Here is a 19910-nt window from a genome sequence, read left to right as displayed (position 1 = left end):
CGCCCTAGTCTCTCGCCTCTGAACGCCACTGACGGAAGCCCATACGCCATGGACGGCGCCCAGCCTGCCCCATTCCGCACCGCCCGCCGGACGACGGAACGCATCCGCATCCTGGGGGGCGACATCGACCTGATGCGGCCGCAGGAGGTGATGCATCACATCGGGCGGTTCATCGCCGCGGGCCGCAAGGCGATCATCGCCAACCACAACAGCCATAGCCTGTACCTGCTGAAGACGCGCCCCGAGCTGGCCAGCTTCTTCGCCAAGGCCGACATCATCGAGATGGACTCCACCCCGGTGATCTTCTTCGCCCGCCTGCTGGGGATGCCCAGCCGCACATTCCACCGCTGCAGCTATGTGGACTTCCGTCCGCTGTTCTGGAGCATGGTGGCGGCCAAGGGCTACCGCGTCTTCTACATCGGCGGCGCGTCGGGGGTGGTGGAGACGGCCTCGGAGCGGCTGATGGCCAAGTATCCGGGCGCGGTGATCGGCGGCCGCGACGGCTATTTTGACGCCACGCCCGGCTCGGCCGGCAATACGGAGGCCCTGGAGGAGATCGCGGCCTTCAAGCCTGACATCCTCTTCGTCGGCATGGGCATGCCGCGCCAGGAGCTGTGGATCGATGCCAATCTCGAGGCTTTGCCCGACTGCGTGATCATGCCGGTGGGGGCGGCCTTCGACTATGAGGCCGACGTCCAAATCGCCCCGCCGCCCTGGATGAGCGACGCTGGCCTGGTATGGGCTTTCCGACTGGCCCAGGAGCCGCGTCGGATGTTCGCGCGCTACTGCCTTGAGCCCTGGGGCCTGCTGCCCCTAGCCTTCAAGGACATCGCTGCAGCTATCGCCCGGCGGCGTGAGCCGCTGCGGATCACGATCTCCTGAGCTAGCAAACGCCTGTCTCGCCGGCGCCGTTTGGCAGGTTCGCGAAGGTTTCGGCTCGAATACGGCGCGCCGTGAACCCATGTCTCTGGGGGCTTCTGGTCCCCCAACGGGGCCCATCAGCCTTGGCTATTGAAGGACGGCGCGCTGGGCGCGGGTGTTGAGCATGTGCGCAAGGGCCACAGCATCCGAGTAGCATAGCCCGGCCTGCTGGACGGTCGCGATGGCCACGGTTTCACCCGTGAACTTGTCATAGACTTCCCAGTCCGGGCCATCATTGCGCACGTGATATCGCTCTTGCATCCCACAACACTCTCATCGGTCGCCAGGCGGAGCAAACCGGTTTGCTGTGATGGCGTAGCGCCCCTAGCAACCGCCAGGGCCAGCAGCAGGCGCCCCCGAACCGACTGCCGCTCACCGTAGGTCTCAGCCAATGCGGGCCGAGCTCGACATGCAGGCGAGCCAGGCGCCATCAGGGCGGACGCCCGAGCACGTAGACTTGCGTGTTGTCAGCGCGGCCGGCGAGGTTTGAACTACTCGCCCGCCTAGCTTTCTATGGAGACCGACAATGGGTTGCCCTCGCGGTGGAGACCGAGTTGGGACGGCCATGTGGGGTCACGGGTGGGCGAGGGCGTCCTGCCATTGGCGACCTGGGGGCGCCGTTGATGAATAGGTCGGCCTCGTCGTCTGGCTCCGCCTCCAAGCGGGCCAGTCATCGCATTCAAGGCTGGCCAGAGCGGGTCTCGGTGAAGATCGGAGCCGAATTGGCTGTCGCGCTGGAACTGCAGGCCAAGTCGATGGACATGGTCCCATCGCGATGGATCGAGGCCCTGATTCGCGGCCGTCTTCTTCATGCGCAGACGCTGAGCCGGCCCGACGAACTGGCCTTCATCGAGGTGCAGGTCGAACTGAGGCGTATCGGCGTGCACATCCATCATGTGCTGAACGCGATCCAGGAGACCGCGGGCGCCAATCCCGACCATCTGCGTCAGCTCCGTGAGCAAGCCGGCGAAATCCGCCTCCAGCTCGCGCGCCTTCGGGCGGCCTTCCAGGGCAATCTGGACAACTGGAATGGCGCCTCGTGAGTGACCTTGGCCGAGCGCGTGGTTTTGAGGATGACTGGCGCTCCAGGCCAGCCCGGGGGCGGAGAACTCCGCAAACCCTGCAGCGTCCGAGCCTTGAATTTCCAATGCCGGCTGAGCGCCTAAGTCGCGTTGTCGCCGGTGCTCGGGAGGTGATGTTCATGGTGACCGGGGCTGTGCATAGCCGCCCGCAGCTGGCTCGCCACCTCGACTACATCACCCGCCATGGCGCCCTTCAACTGGAGGATCAGGACGGCCATTGGCTGAGCGGGCGCGAGGCGACCAAGGAGCTCACCGAGGACTGGGCAGGCCTTGCGGCTGTCGACAGCTTGCGGCGTCCCAACAGTCCAATTGGGCGCACGATGGTGTTTTCGATGCCGCCTGGAACAGACCCGAAGGCTTTGGAAGACGCGGTGAGGGAGACCGCCATCCAGCTGTGGCGTGAGCGGTTTGAGTACGCATGGGTGCGTCACGCAGACACCTCCCATCCCCATGCTCACCTCGTGATCCGCGCATTGGGCGCGCAGGGCGAGCGCTACACCCCCGATAGAGCCGACCTGAGGCAGACGCGCGAGAGCTTTTCCGAGGCGCTGCGCGACCGCGGTGTCGCGGCGGAGGCGACATCACGGGTTTCTCGTGGGGTCACGCGGAAGGCTGAGCCCATCGCAATCCGCAAGATGCGCGAGCAATATGAACGTGGGGAGGGGCCTATGCCGCGGACCTTGGAGGCAGCCTACGTGGAGGCCGCCGACGCCGCCTTCGATCCCGGTGACACGACGCGGCCCTGGGAGCTGAGGATTGTCCAAACCCAGTCAAACGTGCGGGGGCTATATCTGCGGCAGGCTGAAGTCCTGGCGCGGTCGCACGATCCTGGCGATCAACGCCAGGCCGAGGGACTGCGGACTTTCGTCGCCGCCATGCCGCCTCCCGACACGCGGCGCCTGGAAATCGCGCGTCAGCTGCGCGAACTGGCCGAAGTGCTGAAGGAGCGGGCCAAACACCATCGGGCGATGTTGCGGTGACTTCGGCTATTGCGCGCGCCCCTTGGTCCTGCCCTTGCCGACCGGCGCTTTGAGGGCGCCTCGATCCAGTTGGGCCTTGACCCAGCGTCGCCGCTCCTCAGGCGTCGCGGTGGCAGGATCTATCTTTTCGGGGTCGGTCACGCCTGGCGCGAGATGCAAGCGAAGGCGGTCGGGCTGGCTGGAGGCTTGCGCCTCAGAGCCGTCGCCCGGCGGCGCTGGATGGCTTGCCGGGGAGAGACTGATCGCCTCTGGCAGGGAGGGGGGTGGGGCGACACGCTGGCGAAAGGCGCGTTCCTTCCAGTAGGTGATCTTCCGACCAAGAACGGGCGGCATCGATGCGCGCAGAACCAGGAGCTGATCGCTTGGCATCTGCATCAGCTCCTGCGGCAGCATCAATGCCCGGCGCTGATCGGACTCCGTCAGGCTGCGGTTGCCACGCGACAGGAGAGCGGGTCTGCTGCGCGCGCGGCCGGTGGTCGTGTAGTAGCCCAGGCGTTCGGAGAGCTCTTGGGCCACATGAAGCTCCTTGAGCCCAAAGGCGATCTCCACGCCGCAGTTGCTGATGATGTCCTGGGCCAGGTCAGCGCCGTACTCGCCGCGCAACTGGGCGGGGCTTTGCAGGACCGGGAGAAGGCGCAGGCCGTATCCCGCGATATAGGAGAAGCCGCGGGCGACGGCTTCGGCGTGGCCTAGGCGCGCGAACTCGTCGAGCACCACCAAGACCTTCACCTGGTGGCGGTCGCCGGCCGGCATGGTTCGCGAGCTGATCTCGATCAGCTGCTGGAAGAAGAGGCTATAGAGGGGCGCCACCCGCGCAAGGTTGTCTGGAGAGACCCCGAGATAGATCGAGATCCGCCGGTCGCGCAGGTCGGCGAGGTTGAAATCGCTGGTCTCGGTGGCGGCGCAGACCCGCGGATTGAGGAAGAGGTTCATCCTGGATGTCAGGGTCTGCTTGATCCCGGCGAAGGTGCCATCGGACGTCGAGCAAAAGTCCGCTAGAGCCCGGGCGCAGAGGGCGCTTACGGGGTTTCCTGCCGCTTGTCGGACCTGGATTTCCGCAGGAAGGCGCGTGCGTGGATCTCCATTGGTGAGTTCGCCGTAGATGGCGCCAAGGCTGAAGGGCATGTCGCTACCTGCGACAAAGGCGCCGACGCCAATAAACCCTGTGCGCGCGGCTTCAGACCAGAAGGGGTCGGCCCGGGGCGTTGTGGGAAACAGCATGACGGCAAGCTTCTGCAGCTCGTCCATCACCACAATCGGATCGTGGCGATCGATATGGCCCAAGGGATTGTAGCGCGCTGTGCGACCGTCGGGGGCCAGCGGATCAAACAGGAAGACCTGCTGTCCGTGTTGAGCCCGAAAGCCCGCAGTCGCCTGCCAATTCTCGCGTTTGACGTCGAGCACCACGGTGGAGTCTGGCCAGTTCAGCAGGTTGGGGATCACCACGCTAACCCCTTTGCCGCTTCGCGTCGGGGCATAGAGCATGACGTGCTCTTCGCCCCCGGAAACCAGAAGCCGTCCGTTCTTGCGGCCCAGGAGCACCCCTTGAGTTGCGCGCAGTCCCCCTCGATGAAGGTCCGCCTCCGAGGCCCAGCGCGCCGCGCCATGCAGGGGAGGGCGCCGGCTCTTGGCGACGCCGACTCCCGTCAGCAGGCCTGTCATGACCCCGCTCATCAGACCAATCGCGACCCAGCGGCGCACCTGAGGGTCTGCCCGAAAATACCAGAGCCAGGCTGGCGCTTCGGCCAGTTGAAGATCCACGGAGAGGCGACCTAGCCCCGCCAAGGCGACCAGCACGGTGAGCGTCAGCAAGGCTCCAGCGGCCAGGCTTCCCAGACCCAGGAGGTAGGCGGACTTAAGCCACCATGGGGCGTCGCCGAACCGGCTCATACCAAACCTCAGTGACCCGAAAACGTCCCTCGACACGCCGGACTTGGACCACGATGTCGACGAGCAAGCGCAGCAAGTGGCCAATCTCGTCTCGGCTCATGTCTCGGCCGCCGTCGGACTCTTTGATCAGGAGCGCGACCTGTTCGAAGGCCAGCATGGCGCTGTCGGCATGGACGGTGGTGATGGAGCCGGGGTGGCCTGAATTGGCCGACCGTAGGTAGGTGAAGGCCGAGGCGTCTCGTAGCTCTTGGAGAAGGATGCGGTCGGGTCGCATGCGAAGCGCGCACTCCAAGAGCGCGGTCGCGTCGACCTTGGCCATGCCCTGGCCGTCCTTTGCGTAGAGCAGGTGGACGACGTTGCGCTGCGGTGTCGTCAATTCCCGCGTGTCTTCGATCGTGAGCAACCGCTCCTCAGCCGGAATGAGGCGCACGAGGGCCTTGGCCAAGGTGGTCTTTCCCGAGCCCGTCGCGCCCGAGATCAGGATGTTGCGCTTGGCTTGGACCGCCAGTCGGAGAAAGGACTGCCAGGCGCCGGCGCCGTGCAGCGCCAAGAGCTCGCTCTCTTGCCCTTCAGCTTCAGACGAGGTGCGTCGGACGGCCTCAAACAGGCCGCGGCCGGCCAAGTCGTCGAGACTGAGATCTACCGCGGCGGGGCGGCGGATCGTCATCGATAGGTGCTCGGCGGCAGGAGGCAGGACGATTTGGCAGCGTTCGCCGCGTGGCAGGACGGTGGAGCAGATCGGCGTCTGGGGCGTGATGTCCTGGGCGGTGAAGGCCGCGGCTGCGATGGCCAGCGTCGATAGCCAGGCCGGCGTCAGGTCAGGCGCTTCAAACCAGCGCCAGTGGCCCGCCTGCTCCACGGCGATCTCGCCAGGACGGTTGATCACCAGATCGGTGACGTCTGGGGGATCGAGCAGACCCTGCAGCGGCTGCAGATAGTGCTGCAGGACAGTGCTGTCCTGGACCATTCAGCGGCCCGCCAACTCGTAGACGCTGGAAAAGTCGAGGTCCTGGGCCACAAAGATCGAGACCTCACCGCCCTGAGGCTTGGTCAGGGTTGGTGGAATGTCGACGGCGGCTTCAAGAGCCACGCCCGCCGCGTCCGAGGGCAGTCGCTCGGCTTGACTCGACCTATTTTGGCTTACGTCGCGAGCGTCGCTATCGACCAGACTCAGGAGGAGGGCGGCGCCGAAACGATCCCAAAAATGAGTATCGATCACGCCGTCAAAGCCAGCGCGACCAAGGGCGTCGGCGGCGGGTGAGGCGAGCGGTACGGAGATCCCGGTCGGTGTCACCGCGCGGGTCCAAAGCACAAACATCCGCCTCTGGCCCTGACGCAGGGTGGCGCGATACTCGCCCATGACCTTGGTCCCCTTCTCCAGAAGGACGACCCGCCCGGTCTCTGACAGCACATCGCGGGGGATCACGCAGCTGACATAGCCTGGCGTGGCGCTGCTCATGGCGGTTTGCAGAATGCAGGGCAGGGTGGAGCCCGCCAGGGTCAGAAAGTCACGGTTGGGTAGGCGCGTCGCGCGGGCGAGGTTGATGGCTGAGCTTCGCCGAAGGGCGTCGAGCTCTGTGGGCGCAGGCGGCGTGGGCTCTGCGCCGCTCGGGCGTGCCGCCCCGGGGGGCGAGCCCTGGCTGTAGGCGATCAGGGGTGCGGCTGCTGGTGTCTGAGCGTGGCTTGGCGGCTGAGGGTTTGGCTGCAAGGCTGGGACGGTCGTCTGGGGCTGATCGCTCAAACTTGGCGCCTGCGGACTTGGCGTATTCAAGGTGGGGCCCTTTGTGGGCGCCGCCTCAAACGCCACGACCTGTCGCGCCGCTTGGTCCGACGGCGGGCTCGAGCTCTGGGAGCCAGGTCGCCAAGTGGCCATGATGAGCACACCGCAACCCAGCACTGCCCCCGCGAGCACCACCAAGGCGCCTAGGCGGGCCGGAGCAAGTCTGCCGGAGACCGGCGAAATGGTCCTTTGCAGAGGCGGTGCGTCGGGGCCGGCCGGGAGTGGGGTCTCACTCACGGCGTCGGCGCCTTTTCAACGCGCGTCACATCGGCCGAGGTGGTGCCAGTCCCTGTCGAGACGCCGTAGGGATTGTAGGCTTGGTTGTAGAGGCACAGCACGCCGCGGCCGCGGCGCAATCGCCATTGGGGCGCGACCGTGTGGAGGACCACGAACTCACCGCGCACGTCGAAACTGGCCAGGCTTTCGACGCCTCTGGCGTCGACTTGATAGATCGACGGCATGGGTTGGTTGGCGGGAAAGCGCAGAAGGGTGAAGCGCCCGTTGTCGGAGACTTCTGAAGGTTGCAGGTCGCTGGCGCCTTGCGCCTCGTAGGCAAGGTTTCGGGCGCCGTCGACGACAGCGTGATCGAGCTTCAGGTCGATGAGCCGACGCTCCAGGAGCTTGGACTGCGCCGCCAGCGCTGCGGCCAAGAGGGCTCGCTCATCCTGCGGATAACGAAAGCGCACCACGAACACCTCGGTGGCTTTCGCGGCCGGGCCGACGGTGAGGGCGAAGGCGTAGTGACGAGTTTCCGCCCCGCGCCGGGTCGTGACAATCAGATTGGTCGGGGCGCTGGGTGCTCGCGGCTTGAGGAATAGGCTCGCCCCCTCTGCGGCCACCTCCCAACCGGAGCTGTCGCCGACCGCCACATTGGCGATCACCTCGCCGGGCCCAAACAGGACCTGGGTGGCGGTCCGCAAAGCTCCATTGACCCTGACAACCTGCCAGGGGTCGTAGTCCACAGATCGCACCCGAGGATCAGCGGGCCCAGGCTTGGGAATCTGTGCGGCTTGGGCGACCCCGCCAGTCAGGACCAGTGCGATGAACAAGGCGCGGGCGATCATCGGACCACCTCCGGATCGGAACGATAGCTGGTGACTTGGAACCCGAGGGGATTGAGGAGGCGATCGGCCTCGGCCATCGGCGCTCGAGAATAGGTGAAGGCCAGGGTGGCGATGGCGTCTGCCGACTCCATTTGCGCCCCGCGCCGCAGCGACTGGTGGAAGCGCACATTGGCCACGCCCGGACTGATGAAGCTGATGGCGCGCACCTCCACCTGGGCTTCGCCGTCCGCGCCCAGCCTTATCTGGGGGCTTTGCGGATTGCTGGGCCGGAAGTCCTGCGCCCAGCGCTGCTGTTCAGCGGGGCTCGACATGATCGAGACTTGGCGAAAATTGGCCTCAGCCGCCGGAGGCAACCAGCCCTCTCGAGCCCGCACGTATTGGGCCAGGAAATGCTTGGTCACCGCCTCGTCATAGGTGACCGGCTGTGTGGAGGTGAGCGCCGTCATCACCTCCACCGCCCCGGTGCTGCGGTCGACGCGCACCACGTAGGGGACGACGGTCTTAAGGGGTGTGAGCGCCGCAACGGCGCCAACCGCGGCGGCGGCGACAAACCCCGCCGCCCCTGCGGCGATCCAGGCCAGCCGGCGCGATCGCTCAGCGGTACGCAACCGATCAGCGTCCCAGCTTTGGGCTTCCCCGAAATAGACCTGGAGGTCGGGGCCCGGCGCGCCGGTCATGGACAGCTCGCAAACCCGCCAGGAGGCCCGCCCGTCGGGTCCTCGCTGGCCGTGACGCCTGTGCCGGCGCCTGCTGTTGGGCTGGCCGTCAGAACCGAGCCATGGGGGTTGGCGGGTCGACGTTCGCGACCGTCGCAGATCGGTGCCCTCTCGCTGGTCACCAGGTGAGCGCAGGCCGAGAGCGCCAGCAAGGCCAACCAGGGGCAGTGTCGCGCGATCATGCTGTGGCTCCTGAGGCGGGTCGGCGATCGGCGCCCGAACTTGGCGGCGCGCGCTCAGCCTCTTGCGGCCCATTGCGGCGCGACGCGCTCGCCTTGGGTGTGATCGCGTTCGCAAAGTCGGAGAGGCCGACACTGGCGCCGCCGGCGATGCCTGCGGCGATGGCGGGCGTCTGCAGGAAGAAGATCATCCCAAGGCAGCAAAGGGCGATGAAGATCAGGCCGCCCGCGATGGGGTCCTGTCCGTCGATCTGCCCCCACTGCTGGTCGACCAATGAAAGGACCAGCTGGAAGATCACAATGATCAAGCCAAAGAGGACGACGTAGTTCACCGCCTGGGCCAGCCAGCCGAAGAAGAAGCGGCGGCTGGCGTCGAACAGCGCGCAGGCGATGAAGATCGGCCCCAGCGCGACAAGCATCGCGAGCGCCACCTTGGCGATCATGACCACGCCGAAGCCCATGGCGGCAGCCAAGGCTCCGATCACGAAGACGCAGGCAGACAGCAGCCAGGGTAGCGGGTTTTGAAAATTGGCCTCCTCGGCGATCTTTTCGGCCAGATAGGCCGCGCGCGAGAAAAAGGCGTCGAAGGCGGCTCCGACATCGGGCGCTGCGGCTCCGCTGACGGCGCGCGCTAGGCTGTCTGGCAGGCCGTGGAGCAGAGCGTCGCCGACGAAGCTGGAATAGGCAGGCGTACTCGCCAGCAGGAAGATCAGGCTGAGCTTGATGCTGCGCACCGCGAAGTCGAGCACCGGCTCACTGATCGCGCCACGCAGGATCGCAAACCCATAGAGCAGCACATAGAGCACAAGGGCAGCACGCAGTGGCCCCGAGATCTCTGCGATCATCGCCCCGGCGCGATCGTCTAGGAACGTGTCCAGCTTGGCGTCGACGAATTGATAGGTCTGCTGGAAGATCTGGAGGCGATCATCCATGGCTGAGGCTTCCATGGTCGCAGGGCTTGGGTTTTCTGCAGCTCTTTGCCGCGCCCATCACTCAAATCCCCGGCGGTAATAGTCCATGCGCGCCGCGCGCGCGGCCGCGGCCTGCTCGCGTTGGCGCTGGGCCTGCTGATGGGCCTGCGCCGCCTGGGTGATGGCCAGCCCCTGCAGGCGCATCTGGTCGTTGGCGACCATCGCCTGCTCAGCAGCCAGCCGAGCCTGGAGATCCAGGACAGCGCGGGCGGTGGGCGCGGCGTCAATGGCGTCCCGCAGAGCTTGCAGGCCAAGCTGGCGCTGGAGGCCAGCTTGGCTGACCGCCTCGCCAAGCGCCAAGTCGCGCGCGCTTCGTAGGCCGCTGGCCTCCAGATCGCGGTCAACCGGATTGGGCTTAGCAGGTGCGTAGATGCGCGCCGCGTCCCGCAACGCCTGGGCGCGCTGGCCCAACCCGCCGAGCGCGGCCACATCGGAGGGTGTTGCGCCGACAAAGGCGGCAGCATCCGGGAGGGCGTTTTGCAGGACGGGGCTTTCTAGGGCCGCGGCCAAGCTGCCAAGGTTCGAGGCCTCGTTGAGGCTCTTGAGCAAGGTCTGACCCTGTTCGACCTGGGTCTGCAGCCTTTGCAGCTGCTCTAGCGAGGTTCGGGCCTGCTCCAGCAGCTTTGCGTAGCTGGTGGGGTCATGGACGATGGTCTGGGCCTGGGCGGCGGGAGCCAGGCCGATGAGGATGGCCGTCAAAAGCAGAGGTCTAATGTGAGCCGCCTACGCTGAGCTTGGAAGGGGGCCATCCAGTCGGTCGGATCATCGCCATGGACGGCGCGGACCTGGTCGAGCAGGTCGCTGGTTTCAGTGCGACCTGAGAGGATCGCTAGATCGTCGTCCAGGCCGTCCAGGGCCAGTTCGGCCACCACGGCGTTGAGGCCTTGCTTGATGAGGAAACGCCGGGATTCCGGCGTCAGGCCTTCGCGGACCAGCTCGAACTCGCGATGGCTCAGGCCAAAGCCGTCCACATAGTGCTGCGGGTTTGCGTGTGGGTTGGGCAGAAAGATCTTGGTGGCGCACTGCTCCAGGATCGTGTGGGCGATGGGAGAGTTCAGCACGTCGGCCGGCGACTGAGTGCCAAACACCATCATCGCGTTTTGCTTGCGGAAGGTCTTTAGGCCGTCCTGCGCCAGGCCCCGGAAAGCCTCGTCGCCGAGCGCTTTCCAGAACTCGTCGATGTCGATCACCAGCCGGCGTCCGTCCACCAGGCTGAGCAGGCGATGAAACAGGTACATCATCACCGGGGTGCGAACTTCGTCATTGTCGAGCACCTGGGTGATGTCGAACCCGACGAACCGGGGTGCGAAGGCCAAGACGTCGACCTCATTATCCAGCACCCAACCGTGCGAGCCGCCCTGACGCCATTTGTCCAGGCGGGCCCCTATGCCCGCAGCGTCGCGCTGACCCAGCAAGACACGCAGGGCTGAGACGGAACGTTGCGCAGGCGGCAGCGCTGACAAGGCCGCAATGGCTTCATCGATGGCGCGCTCATCCTGAGGCGAAAGACTCCGGTCGGACGCTTGGACGAGCCGTCTTATGAGCTGGCCCAGGAAGACGCGGTCCGCGGCGCTGGCGCCTAGGACCTTTAGGGGTGCGAACCCCGTTGGTTGGCCGTTGCGAAGCGTCAGGTAGGTCCCGCCGCAGGCGCGGACGAAGATCTCGGCGCCACGGTCTTTGTCGATGAAGACCTGCTGGGCCGCGAACTTCTCCATCTGGGCCAGCATGAAGTTCTGCACGACCGTCTTGCCTGAACCTGAGGGGCCGCAGATGAAGGTGTGGCCAAGGTCAGCGACGTGGAAGTTGAAGTGAAAGGGCGATCCGGCCGATGTGCGCAGCAGGGCGACCGCCGAACCCCAGTGGTTGCCTTCAGCCTTGCCGGCGGGATGGGTGTGGAAGGGGGCGAGGGCTGCGAAATTGCGTGACGTGATTGCCGCGGGCCGCACGCGGTGGGCGAAGTTGCCGGGGAACTGGGCCCAGAAGGCAGCCTCGAGCGCCAGGTCTTCGCGGGCGGTCACCAGTCCTGACTCCGCCAGGATGGCGCGGGCCTTGGAGAGATGGTTGGCCAGATCGCTTGGCGTCTCACCATAGACGAGGACTGAGGCTTGGTGGTCGCCCATGACAAACCGGTTGGAGATCAGGTCATCAAGCCCCTCGTTCAGCGCGGCGATCTGAGAGACGGCCCGGTCGCGTGCTGAGACCATCTGATTTTGCTTACGCTCCATCACGGCTCGGGCCGCGGGCTTGGAGAGGAAGCTGAAGGACTGGCTGACGACGAGGGGGAAGGGGGTCGAGAGCAGACCGTTCCAGAGGCCCGGTTGCGTCGTCGCGGGGTACTCCTTGAGCCCAAACATTGCGCCGTAGCGGGCTTGCGCCGCGCCCCGGATCTCGAAGGCTTCACGGCCAAAGATGAGGCGTACATCGCACAGCGCGCAACCAAGATGGCCGCGGACGAGAGGGACACGCTCGGGTTCGCCAGTCAGCACCAGCTTCAGCATTTCCAGGGGCTCGGAGAACCAGAGACCGCCGTGCTGGTAGAGGCCTAAGGGACGCAGGCCGTAGCGGCCGAGATGCTGCGCAAGGTCACGCCCAGCGTCCTCCAGCAGTCGCACCTGGTGGTCTTCCCAGCCCAGCGACGCGGTGGGACGGTCGCGGCGTGCAGCCCAGGCGCCCAGCCGATCGGCCGCGTGGCGGGCGGGATGCAGGACAAGGGTCAGGAAGAGGTCGTTGACGAACATCCGCTGCGCGCCCAGCCGAGCCTGGTAGCGGGCGTCGAGCCGTGCGGCGAAAGCCGATCGGAAGGCGCCAGTGGGGTAGCCATGATGTTCGCGGCGGACCAGGTGATGCCAGATGGCGAGTTGTTCACTCGCGATGTTGCGCCAAGCGTTGTTCAGCCTGCGATGCCAGTCGTTCAAGTCTGAGACGTCGGCTGTTTCAAAGCTGACGCCGTCCAGCTGGAAGCAGAGCATCAGAGCCTGACTATCGAGGGCCACGACCTGCTCTGTCACGTGCCGCGCATAGGGCAGGTTGGGGCGAGGATCCTGCTCTAGCCGGGCGAGGCGGCTCACAGCCCCGACATGCTCAGCCACGGCTTAGTTCCAGTTCGACGTAACGGCGGCGAAGGGGCAGGGGTGTGCTGGAGCTCCCGCCCCAAGCCTTTCGGGTGCGGCAGCGACCCTTGGTGACCAGGTACAACCAGAGGACCCGGAAGGCGTTCGGATCGTGGCGACAGATCTCGCGGAAGACCATGTGCAGCGCGGGAGCGACCAGGAGATAGAGGAGGCTGCCGGCGGCTAGGAAGAGGGTGGCCGAGACGATGAGGTTGATACCCATCGCCTCCATTGGCGCGCCGGCTACGGTGGCGGGCCGAGTGCAGGCCAGGAATAGCGTGTCTTCGGTAAGGCGTTCTTGCATGCGCCTAGCCTCCGCCGCCCACGATGAGATCGACGATCGCCGTGGCGCTGAAGATTACAATGATGCCGATGACGACCGTGCCGGCGCGGCGCATGTCGAGGTGCCCGAACATCCATGCGATGCCGGTGATTATGATGGCGATGATGGCCAATCCCCGGATGACGCTGGAGTTGAGCAGCTCAATTATGTTTTCGATGAAGGCCCCAATGTTGCCTCCGACCGACGAGCTCTGGGCTAAGGCCGGTGTGGCCAGGGCGAACGCCGCCAGGCTGAGGATCAGAAGTCGGCCGGTGAGCCGAGGGTGCTTTTTCATGGTGTCTCTGCCGCTACTGCCGGCTGGGGCGCTGAAAGGGTGATGAGGAAGACGCCGGGGGGCTGGCCGCGGCCAAAGACGTCCCAGCTGGCGGGCTCTTGACGAGGTGCTTGTTGCGCATCGACGGGCTGCTGCGCGGCGCGTAGCACCTTCGCCACGTAGCCATTGTGCAGGCCCCGTGTCGGGCTGCCCGTGTTGTAGATAGAAAGTGCCGCTCGTAGCCCTGCCTGGTCATCGGACTGGCGCGGGCGCGCCCAGGCATAGCCATCGGCCAGGATGCGGCCTGCGGCCGTCAAGTTGAGGCAGGGCTCGAAGACCTGCTCGACAGAGAGGCCGAGCCTATCGAGGTTGGCGCTGTTGATCTGGCCCAATCCCATATCGACGCTTCGCCCTTGCTTGATCAGGGCGCGAGCTTGGATGGCGGCGTCCTGGGGGCTCCTTGCGCGCACCTCAAGGCGAGGTTTTCCGTTGACCCCGATCGCTAGGGTGTCAAAGCCGCTTTCAACCTGGATGATCGCCTGGAGCACGTCGGGCGCCACATGGGGCGCGCAGGTGGCTGCGAGACTTAGGTAGATGGGTAGAGGCAAGATCATGGCGTCTGTCGGCCTTGGGCCGCTCAAGGGCGGCGGGTCTCGACATTCTTGGTGGTGTGGCCGCGCGACGACAGGCGTAAGCCTACGCGCCTAGGCCGGGTAGACTTACGGTGCTCCCTCGCTTCGGACTCACTGATGCGGGCGTGTGGCGGATGAATCGTTGATGTCCGGCGTTTCACGCGCAGTCACACCGCCGCACGTTCGGGCGAGGTCGAGCGCGATAGGTGAGATTGCCCTAACGGCAGGTGTCTGGACCGTTCCGGGTGATCGGGATTCGCCTATGGAGCCAACCAACTGTTCCACGTGACGCGGTCGAGATGGTGATCGCGCACTATTGGCGAAAGGTGGGGGCGGCCTATCGGCGCGGGACCTGTTCTAGTAGCGCTGCGGATGATGACGGACTGGGCGATGGTTTGTGAGAAACCTTCAGCGATGGCTGATGTCACCTCGAGGCGGGGAGGCGGACCTCGCACCGCTTGCCCTCTGCGCTTCACTACCTCGATGCCCCGATCGTTGCCTTACTCAATGGAGCGAAATTTGCGGCTGGCCTGATCTCGGTTCTGCGCCGAGGTCGAAGCTGCCCACCGGGTGGTGTCTCAGTTGAAATGGGGCCGGCTTGACGAGGCTATTGCTCGCTCGCCGGGATCGGCTCCTGTATGCTTGCTCTTAGCATGGAGGAGTAAATGGCTGAGCTGCCCACCGCCGACGAAGGATTGCGAATGGTCCTTGATATCTTCAAGGCTCGCAAATTGCAGCCCGGAGAGGGAATGCTGCTCAACAGCCAGCAAGGCCTCAGAACCTCTGGTATCCTCATTGGGCTGAAGGCTGGAATGGAGCGCGGCTTGTTCAAAAATGGCCCCAATGGGTTCGTAATGCTCACCGAAGCCGGGTCCGCTGAGCTTTAACAGTGCCCAAATGACCCAAGGCCAAGAGCCCAGCCGATGCCATCGGGCGGAGCGTCCCGTCTGCTCTTCGAGTAGGCCCTTTGCAGCCTTCATTTTGATTAGGTGCTCGCGCTCTGCGACGGTGTGTAAAGCGTCATTTCAAGCCAATTGCGGACTAGGGCTATAACTTACAGATTCAATTTGAATTGCATTATTGGAACTCATAGATTATAAAATATCCCGAAAGGTATAATCTATGAGTTCTGCGAGGCGTAGTTCGAACCCGCTCGCGCGCTGGGCGATAGACGTCCAGCTCAAGCCAATGCGGGACATAAAGCCCCCTATTCGGCCTGACCGCGGTTGGATTCGCGCCATTCGAGAAGCTATCGGAATGACGACGGGTCAATTCGCATCGCGATTAGGCGTCTCGCAGCCACGCGTCGCTGCGCTTGAGCGCGCCGAAGCCAATGAAGTGGTGACCCTCAAAAGCTTGCGCCAGGCGGCCGAGGCGCTCGATTGCGACTTCGTCTATGCGATCGTTCCTCGAAAACCCCTTGAGGACGTTGTGAAAGACCGCGCGCGATATGTCGCTCAGCTGCAGCTCGAGCGCACCAGCCACACGATGCACCTTGAGAATCAAGGGGTGAGCAAGCAGCGCATGGAACGCGCGCGCGAAGCGCTGGCGGGCGAACTATTGCGTAGTGATCGGCGCCTCTGGGCGGATCTATGATCGACCCGCTGATCGATGCGGAGGACGACGCTTCAACGCCCCTCGATCCAGAGGAGCGACATGACCTCATCCCAAGCTACATCACCAATCGGGACGAACTGAACGAGATTGAGCAACTCGGCATCGCTGAGGCGGACCGCTGGGCTTTCAGCCGCAAACGTGATGCGCTCGACGAACGCTTCCTCCTCCAACTCCACAGGACGATGTTTCACGCCGTTTGGAAGTGGGCCGGCGCCTTCAGGGTCACGGAGCGCAACATCGGAGTGCCGGCCTACATGATCGCCGTCGAGCTGCGACGGCTACTCGATGACGTTGGCTATTGGATCGAGCACGAGACCTTCCCACGTGATGAGATAGCCCTTCGCTTTCACGCACAACTTACCTGGATCCATCCATTTCCGAACGGCAACGGTCGACACGCCCGTCTCGCGGCCGACCTGTTATCGGTTCAACTCGGCGGCGACAGATTCAGCTGGGGCGGCGGCGGCCTGATCGCTGCCGATCAGTTGCGAAAACGCTACATCGCAGCCGTTCGCGCAGCCGACAACCATGACATCGGCCCTCTGCTAGATTTTGCCAGGTCATAGGGGCTCGGCCAACCTGCCATCATTGCTGATCGAAGGAGGCGTCAGACCGATGAACGTGTAGGGATTTAGTGTGCGGGCGGCGATGACGAACCGAGGCGCCGCTCTTGGCCAAGTCAGACTGTGGCGGCCTCCAGATCGTCGTGTTCGAAGGCGCTGGCCATCCGCTCGATCTGGTTGACGGTAAGGTTATGCTGGGCCGCCGTATCGCGCCACCTCGCCACCACCTGGCCGACGCTCTTTGCGATCGTGCTCGCCTCTGCCTTGCTAAGCCTGAAGTGGCTGGCGACGCTGAAAGCTGTGTCGAGTGAGGCGTCCTGATCGGTCTCATTGAGAGCCAGGGCGTGCACCCTGGGTTTTACGTCCGTGGGCATGGGGTTCAGATCGTAGGCAGGCGATAGCCGCCATCCGCCCTTCTCGCGTAAGAAGCCGTGGTTTCGCAGGTGATCGTCGGTGTTGGAGATAAGAATGTTGAACACCATCCGCCGCCAAAGCTGAGCGGCGTCGCCTGGGGCGTCCTCACCGTCCTGCCGAAGGAAATCGACAAGTTCCATATAGCTACGTGTTTCGCCGTCGGCGGCGCCGAGCGCTGTGAGCGCCGAGCAGAACGGCCGGCGGCCGTCCGGCGCACGGTCAAAGCGGGCCATCATGAGCACCGGCCGCTTGGCCACCTGACGCAGCTGGAAGGTGGGAACAAGGACGCCAGCCTGTCTGGCCAGGGTCAGGGCCACCGACTCCCAGGTCGGGATGGGCCAGTCGTCAGTCTGACTGGGGAACTTGGCCATCAGCAGTTGGCCGTCGGTTCCAAGCACAGAAGCCTTGGGCCGGGCGCCGCCCAGCGAGCTGCCGGGGGCCAACAGCAAGCGCAGATCGTCATCGGTCTCCTTATCGTCGAGGATCCGGCGCGTTGCTCCGAGCAGTTTGGGCAGTGCGATAAGCGGTGGCACGGGAGAGGTGCCTGCCGCCTGGAAAGCTTGGGCGTCCTTATCACGGAAGCGTAGGGCGCCGAGGCGCGTCTGGTCCTCCACCAACATGAGGAAGTCGGCCTCTAGAAGAGTGCGGGGCGCCCGGCCTTCGGCGGCAGCTGCGGCACGCTCACGACGGCCCATTAGATTTCGGCCCCAGCGGTCGGGCGCTGGGTCGCTGAGAGCGTTGAACAGCCCGCCGTCCCAATGGGCGTCACCGCGCACCAGGGGGAGGTTTGGGTCGAGCGGAAAGGCGCCACCAAGGGCCAGCCAGGCAGGGTCGTAAGCGAACGAGCAGGTCTGACGCGCGCCTCTGGCGCGCGCCCAGAGGCGGCCCACGGGTCGGGTGGCGCCTGCCCAGTCGATGTGAACGTCGATCTCGCGGTCCATCGTCAGCGGACCTTCGCCGCGGTGCGAACCCGTTGTGGCAATTGCTCCGCCGCCAATGTCAGGCCGACTTGGTCGGTAGCGGGATCGGCCAAGGCGCCGAGCCGATCAGCCAGGCCCAGGACAAACAGAACCGTCGCGTAGATGCCGAGGCCCACGCCTGGGTCGCCTCTCTCAACGCGGGTGATGGTGTTGCGGCCGACAAAGGCGCGTTCGGCCAGGGTGGCTATGGTCATGCTGCGACGGCGGCGCGCTGTGGAGATATCACGGCCGAGGTTCGCCAGGGCGCGGCGAACTGGCAATGGCAGAGCAGATTGGGCCTTGGAAGACTTCATGATTGCACCAAAACAGGAGCCTTAATGAGGATAATGCAACATTTATGGTGCAATCCCGCTTCCTACAAGCCGACTAACGTAGATGCGCACTAAAAAAAGCGCTTAAAGACAGATAAGGCACTGTTTATGGTGCAATGAGGTTCCTGCGAACGGGCTTGCTTGCAGCGCTCAAGCGCGCCGCTGGTTGATTTCAGGGACCGGGCGCCAGTTGTCGCGCCTGCAGGAGAGGCCATAGTCGTGTGCCAGCCCAGGGCGGGGGCTCGTGAAGAGCGAGCTGCGCCAATGGGCGCATCTCACTAGCCATGTTCAGGCGCCAGGAGACCCAGATCCCGGGCGCGCAGTACGGCTTGGAAGCGCGTCCGGACGCCAAGCAACTCGCAAGCCTGCTGCAGATGCCCCTCTACGGTGCGGCCTGAGATGCCTAGGATGGCGCCGATGTCATTGGCGCTTTTGCCCTCCTGAACCCAAAACAGGCACTGAAGTTGGCGGGTGCTCACCCGTGGCCAGGTTTGCGGCAGGTAGGGTGGCGGCGGGCCAGAGGGGGTCATGATCGGCTCCGATCTGGATCTGGGGGTTGCGGGGGCGATGGAGGTGGGTCGTCGGGACATTGGGTCTGTGGCGTGACTGTGGTCGGCGCGGTTTGGTCCCGCCGTTCCTGGCCGGTGCCGATCAAGTCGGCGAAGGCTGCACTGAAAACGCCGGCCAGGTCGCGCGTGGTGAGATGCGCCAATGCGCTCGTGAAGTAGGGTTCGACCCGGGCCACGGTGGAGAACAGGATCGCCATCGCCTTTGTGTCGGCGCAGGCGGAGGCAAAGTCGGGCGCGCCGCTCAGGGCCGCGACGAGAATGGCGCGCGCGTCGCTGTCGGTGGCCTCGGCGAAGGCGTCGAGGTGATCAAGACGCAAGCCGCCCTTATCAGATTCAAAATACTCGTACGTCCGCTTGGCGAGCCCCATCCGATCGGCCACCTGCTGGACGGTGAGCCTGCGGTGGCGTCGAACGCTCTTGAGGGCGGCCGAGAGGGTCTTGGGCGAAAGAAGCATCATACTGCGACAGAACAATCCTAGAGTGTTTTTTCTCTGAAGCCGAGTTGCGGTTGTTCCAGGCCGCTGATCGCTGGGGCGTTGCACATCGGCAAGGTCAAACCGCTACGCCTGCAAGGCGGGTCAGTGAACTCCGCAAGATTGTTGCGGAGGAGTTGGGGGCGAGGTGGCGCGCGCCGGGTCCGCGGAGAGCGGCGTTATCTCAAAGCGTCTACAACCTGGATGTGCGGAAGATCGGTCGGTTGAGACACGGCCCGCAAGGGCTTGGCGGTGCAGTGCACCTATTTCCCAGATATATGAGCGGTCGGCTGTTCTCCCCGCCTAACCTTCCGTCTCATCGCTTGGGAGGCGCTAAGGTTGGTGGCGGGACGGCTTTGAGTTTGCGTCGAGATCCTTTTGGTTTGGCCATCGGCTATCTTCGCCAGCAGCTTGCGACGGGGGCGGTCTGGCCTGGTCAGCCCCTCATCATTCAGGACATCGCCGCTGAGCTGAAGCTCAGCCCCACGCCGATCCGGGAAGCCTTAGCCAGACTGGCGGGAGAGGGTTTGATCGAGGTGCGACAGGGCGGCGGCTACCGTCTCTGGCCAGCCGACGCTGTAGACTTGGCTGACCTCTACGAGGCTCATCTGTGCGCCCTGTTGTCGGGTTTGCGACTGCTGGTGAACGAGCCGGCGCGCGGTGTCGCCGTGGTCAGTGCGCAAGACCAGGATGGCGATGTTCTGGCGCTGACCGAAGCCGCCTTCGACGCCCTGGTCCGAGCTTGCGGAAACCACGTCTTACTCGCCTGGCGTCGCAGTCTGGCCCAGCGCCTGACATGGGCGCGGCGCGCCGAAGCGGTGGTGTTTGGGGATGTCGAGGCTGAAGCGCGCGGGCTCATAGAAAATCTTACGAGAGCTACCGACCCCGGTGAGCAGGCTCGCGCGGTGGCTGGATTTCATCGTAGACGGCGCGACGGCGCCGAACTCATCGCGCGCGTTCTGCGCGACCTGGGATCGCGTGACAGTATTGTGCAGATATAGGTTGTAGATGTCTGCTCGAGCCACTCAGCTTGAGAGACCGTCATTCCGGCGGCCCACAGGA

General features: G+C 64.8%; 23 protein-coding genes. 7 read left to right on the top strand and 16 right to left on the bottom strand.

Translation table 11 applies throughout. The features are described 5' to 3' along the window. The first annotated feature begins 48 nt into the window (after positions 1–48). The gene (locus Q8N10_RS07740; RefSeq protein WP_304782441.1) at positions 49–882 is read left to right on the top strand and encodes a WecB/TagA/CpsF family glycosyltransferase; all 834 of its coding nucleotides are present in this window, start codon (positions 49–51) and stop codon (positions 880–882) included. Positions 883–1008: 126 nt separating this feature from the next. Here the strand turns inward: Q8N10_RS07740 and Q8N10_RS07735 are convergent, their stop codons facing one another. Next, positions 1009–1182 carry a hypothetical protein gene (locus Q8N10_RS07735; RefSeq protein ID WP_304782443.1) on the bottom strand — a complete coding sequence of 58 codons (174 nt, stop codon included), beginning with the start codon at positions 1180–1182 and terminating at the stop codon, positions 1009–1011. Between the two features lie 461 nt (positions 1183–1643). Between Q8N10_RS07735 and Q8N10_RS07730 the strand changes: the two genes are divergently transcribed. Both Q8N10_RS07730 and Q8N10_RS07725 read left to right on the top strand, forming a co-directional pair. After that, the gene (locus tag Q8N10_RS07730) at positions 1644–1964 is read left to right on the top strand and encodes a hypothetical protein (RefSeq protein ID WP_305663887.1); all 321 of its coding nucleotides are present in this window, start codon (positions 1644–1646) and stop codon (positions 1962–1964) included. Between the two features lie 152 nt (positions 1965–2116). Beyond that, positions 2117–2983: a relaxase/mobilization nuclease domain-containing protein gene (locus tag Q8N10_RS07725; protein ID WP_304782448.1), complete on the top strand. Its 867-nt coding sequence runs from the start codon at positions 2117–2119 to the stop codon at positions 2981–2983. Positions 2984–2989: 6 nt separating this feature from the next. On the opposite strand, the gene Q8N10_RS07720 is transcribed toward Q8N10_RS07725, so the two are convergent. The 11 genes from Q8N10_RS07720 to Q8N10_RS07670 all read right to left on the bottom strand — a co-directional run bounded on the left by Q8N10_RS07720 (position 2990) and on the right by Q8N10_RS07670 (position 13903). Beyond that, positions 2990–4795, bottom strand: a complete 1806-nt coding sequence (locus tag Q8N10_RS07720) for a type IV secretory system conjugative DNA transfer family protein (RefSeq protein WP_304782451.1) — start codon at positions 4793–4795, stop codon at positions 2990–2992. A 43-nt stretch (positions 4796–4838) separates the two neighbouring features. Next, positions 4839–5840: a P-type DNA transfer ATPase VirB11 gene (gene virB11 / locus Q8N10_RS07715; protein WP_304782454.1), complete on the bottom strand. Its 1002-nt coding sequence runs from the start codon at positions 5838–5840 to the stop codon at positions 4839–4841. Beyond that, complete coding sequence (gene virB10, locus Q8N10_RS07710) at positions 5841–6746, bottom strand: type IV secretion system protein VirB10 (protein WP_304782607.1); 906 nt, start codon at positions 6744–6746, stop codon at positions 5841–5843. A 140-nt stretch (positions 6747–6886) separates the two neighbouring features. After that, positions 6887–7717 (bottom strand): TrbG/VirB9 family P-type conjugative transfer protein, encoded by an 831-nt coding sequence (locus Q8N10_RS07705; protein WP_304782457.1) that lies wholly within the window; start codon positions 7715–7717, stop codon positions 6887–6889. Beyond that, positions 7714–8394, bottom strand: a complete 681-nt coding sequence (locus Q8N10_RS07700; protein WP_304782460.1) for a virB8 family protein — start codon at positions 8392–8394, stop codon at positions 7714–7716. The genes Q8N10_RS07705 and Q8N10_RS07700 overlap by 4 nt, the downstream gene beginning before the upstream one ends. A 217-nt stretch (positions 8395–8611) precedes the next feature. Next, entirely contained in the window at positions 8612–9544 is a 933-nt protein-coding gene (locus Q8N10_RS07695; RefSeq protein WP_304782463.1) for a type IV secretion system protein, read from the bottom strand. 57 nt (positions 9545–9601) lie between these two features. Then, positions 9602–10282 carry a type IV secretion system protein gene (locus Q8N10_RS07690; RefSeq protein ID WP_304782466.1) on the bottom strand — a complete coding sequence of 227 codons (681 nt, stop codon included), beginning with the start codon at positions 10280–10282 and terminating at the stop codon, positions 9602–9604. Further along, on the bottom strand, positions 10279–12672 hold the full coding sequence (locus Q8N10_RS07685; RefSeq protein WP_304782469.1) for a VirB4 family type IV secretion/conjugal transfer ATPase: 2394 nt from the start codon (positions 12670–12672) through the stop codon (positions 10279–10281). Before Q8N10_RS07685 ends, Q8N10_RS07690 begins: the two co-directional genes overlap by 4 nt. After that, positions 12665–12997 (bottom strand): type IV secretion system protein VirB3, encoded by a 333-nt coding sequence (locus Q8N10_RS07680; protein ID WP_304782472.1) that lies wholly within the window; start codon positions 12995–12997, stop codon positions 12665–12667. Before Q8N10_RS07680 ends, Q8N10_RS07685 begins: the two co-directional genes overlap by 8 nt. A gap of 4 nt (positions 12998–13001) precedes the next feature. After that, positions 13002–13310, bottom strand: coding sequence for a TrbC/VirB2 family protein (locus Q8N10_RS07675; protein WP_304782474.1), 309 nt, complete (start codon positions 13308–13310; stop codon positions 13002–13004). Next, entirely contained in the window at positions 13307–13903 is a 597-nt protein-coding gene (locus Q8N10_RS07670; RefSeq protein ID WP_304782479.1) for a lytic transglycosylase domain-containing protein, read from the bottom strand. Before Q8N10_RS07670 ends, Q8N10_RS07675 begins: the two co-directional genes overlap by 4 nt. A 683-nt stretch (positions 13904–14586) precedes the next feature. Here Q8N10_RS07670 and Q8N10_RS07665 point away from each other — a divergent pair. The 3 genes from Q8N10_RS07665 to Q8N10_RS07655 all read left to right on the top strand — a co-directional run bounded on the left by Q8N10_RS07665 (position 14587) and on the right by Q8N10_RS07655 (position 16104). Beyond that, positions 14587–14808, top strand: coding sequence for a hypothetical protein (locus tag Q8N10_RS07665; RefSeq protein WP_304782482.1), 222 nt, complete (start codon positions 14587–14589; stop codon positions 14806–14808). 235 nt (positions 14809–15043) lie between these two features. Continuing rightward, positions 15044–15517: a mobile mystery protein A gene (locus Q8N10_RS07660; protein ID WP_304782485.1), complete on the top strand. Its 474-nt coding sequence runs from the start codon at positions 15044–15046 to the stop codon at positions 15515–15517. Continuing rightward, positions 15514–16104 (top strand): mobile mystery protein B, encoded by a 591-nt coding sequence (locus tag Q8N10_RS07655; RefSeq protein ID WP_304782488.1) that lies wholly within the window; start codon positions 15514–15516, stop codon positions 16102–16104. The genes Q8N10_RS07660 and Q8N10_RS07655 overlap by 4 nt, the downstream gene beginning before the upstream one ends. A 113-nt stretch (positions 16105–16217) precedes the next feature. On the opposite strand, the gene Q8N10_RS07650 is transcribed toward Q8N10_RS07655, so the two are convergent. From Q8N10_RS07650 to Q8N10_RS07635, 4 genes are all read right to left on the bottom strand, one after another. After that, the gene (locus tag Q8N10_RS07650; protein ID WP_304782490.1) at positions 16218–17456 is read right to left on the bottom strand and encodes a type II toxin-antitoxin system HipA family toxin; all 1239 of its coding nucleotides are present in this window, start codon (positions 17454–17456) and stop codon (positions 16218–16220) included. A 2-nt stretch (positions 17457–17458) separates the two neighbouring features. Further along, positions 17459–17788 (bottom strand): helix-turn-helix transcriptional regulator, encoded by a 330-nt coding sequence (locus tag Q8N10_RS07645; RefSeq protein WP_304782493.1) that lies wholly within the window; start codon positions 17786–17788, stop codon positions 17459–17461. A 296-nt stretch (positions 17789–18084) separates the two neighbouring features. Then, entirely contained in the window at positions 18085–18336 is a 252-nt protein-coding gene (locus tag Q8N10_RS07640; RefSeq protein WP_304782496.1) for a helix-turn-helix transcriptional regulator, read from the bottom strand. Next, positions 18333–18833: a helix-turn-helix domain-containing protein gene (locus Q8N10_RS07635; RefSeq protein WP_304782498.1), complete on the bottom strand. Its 501-nt coding sequence runs from the start codon at positions 18831–18833 to the stop codon at positions 18333–18335. The genes Q8N10_RS07640 and Q8N10_RS07635 overlap by 4 nt, the downstream gene beginning before the upstream one ends. Before the next feature lie 398 nt (positions 18834–19231). Here Q8N10_RS07635 and Q8N10_RS07630 point away from each other — a divergent pair, with 398 nt between their 5' ends. Next, the gene (locus tag Q8N10_RS07630) at positions 19232–19849 is read left to right on the top strand and encodes a GntR family transcriptional regulator (RefSeq protein WP_304782501.1); all 618 of its coding nucleotides are present in this window, start codon (positions 19232–19234) and stop codon (positions 19847–19849) included. Positions 19850–19910 lie beyond the last annotated feature (61 nt).

The organism is Phenylobacterium sp., from assembly GCF_030693625.1.
In the GTDB taxonomy this organism is placed as follows: Bacteria; Pseudomonadota; Alphaproteobacteria; order Caulobacterales; family Caulobacteraceae; genus Phenylobacterium; species Phenylobacterium ferrooxidans.
The sequence above is the reverse complement of the archived record's forward strand: the minus strand, read 5'-3'. Positions and strand labels throughout refer to the sequence as shown.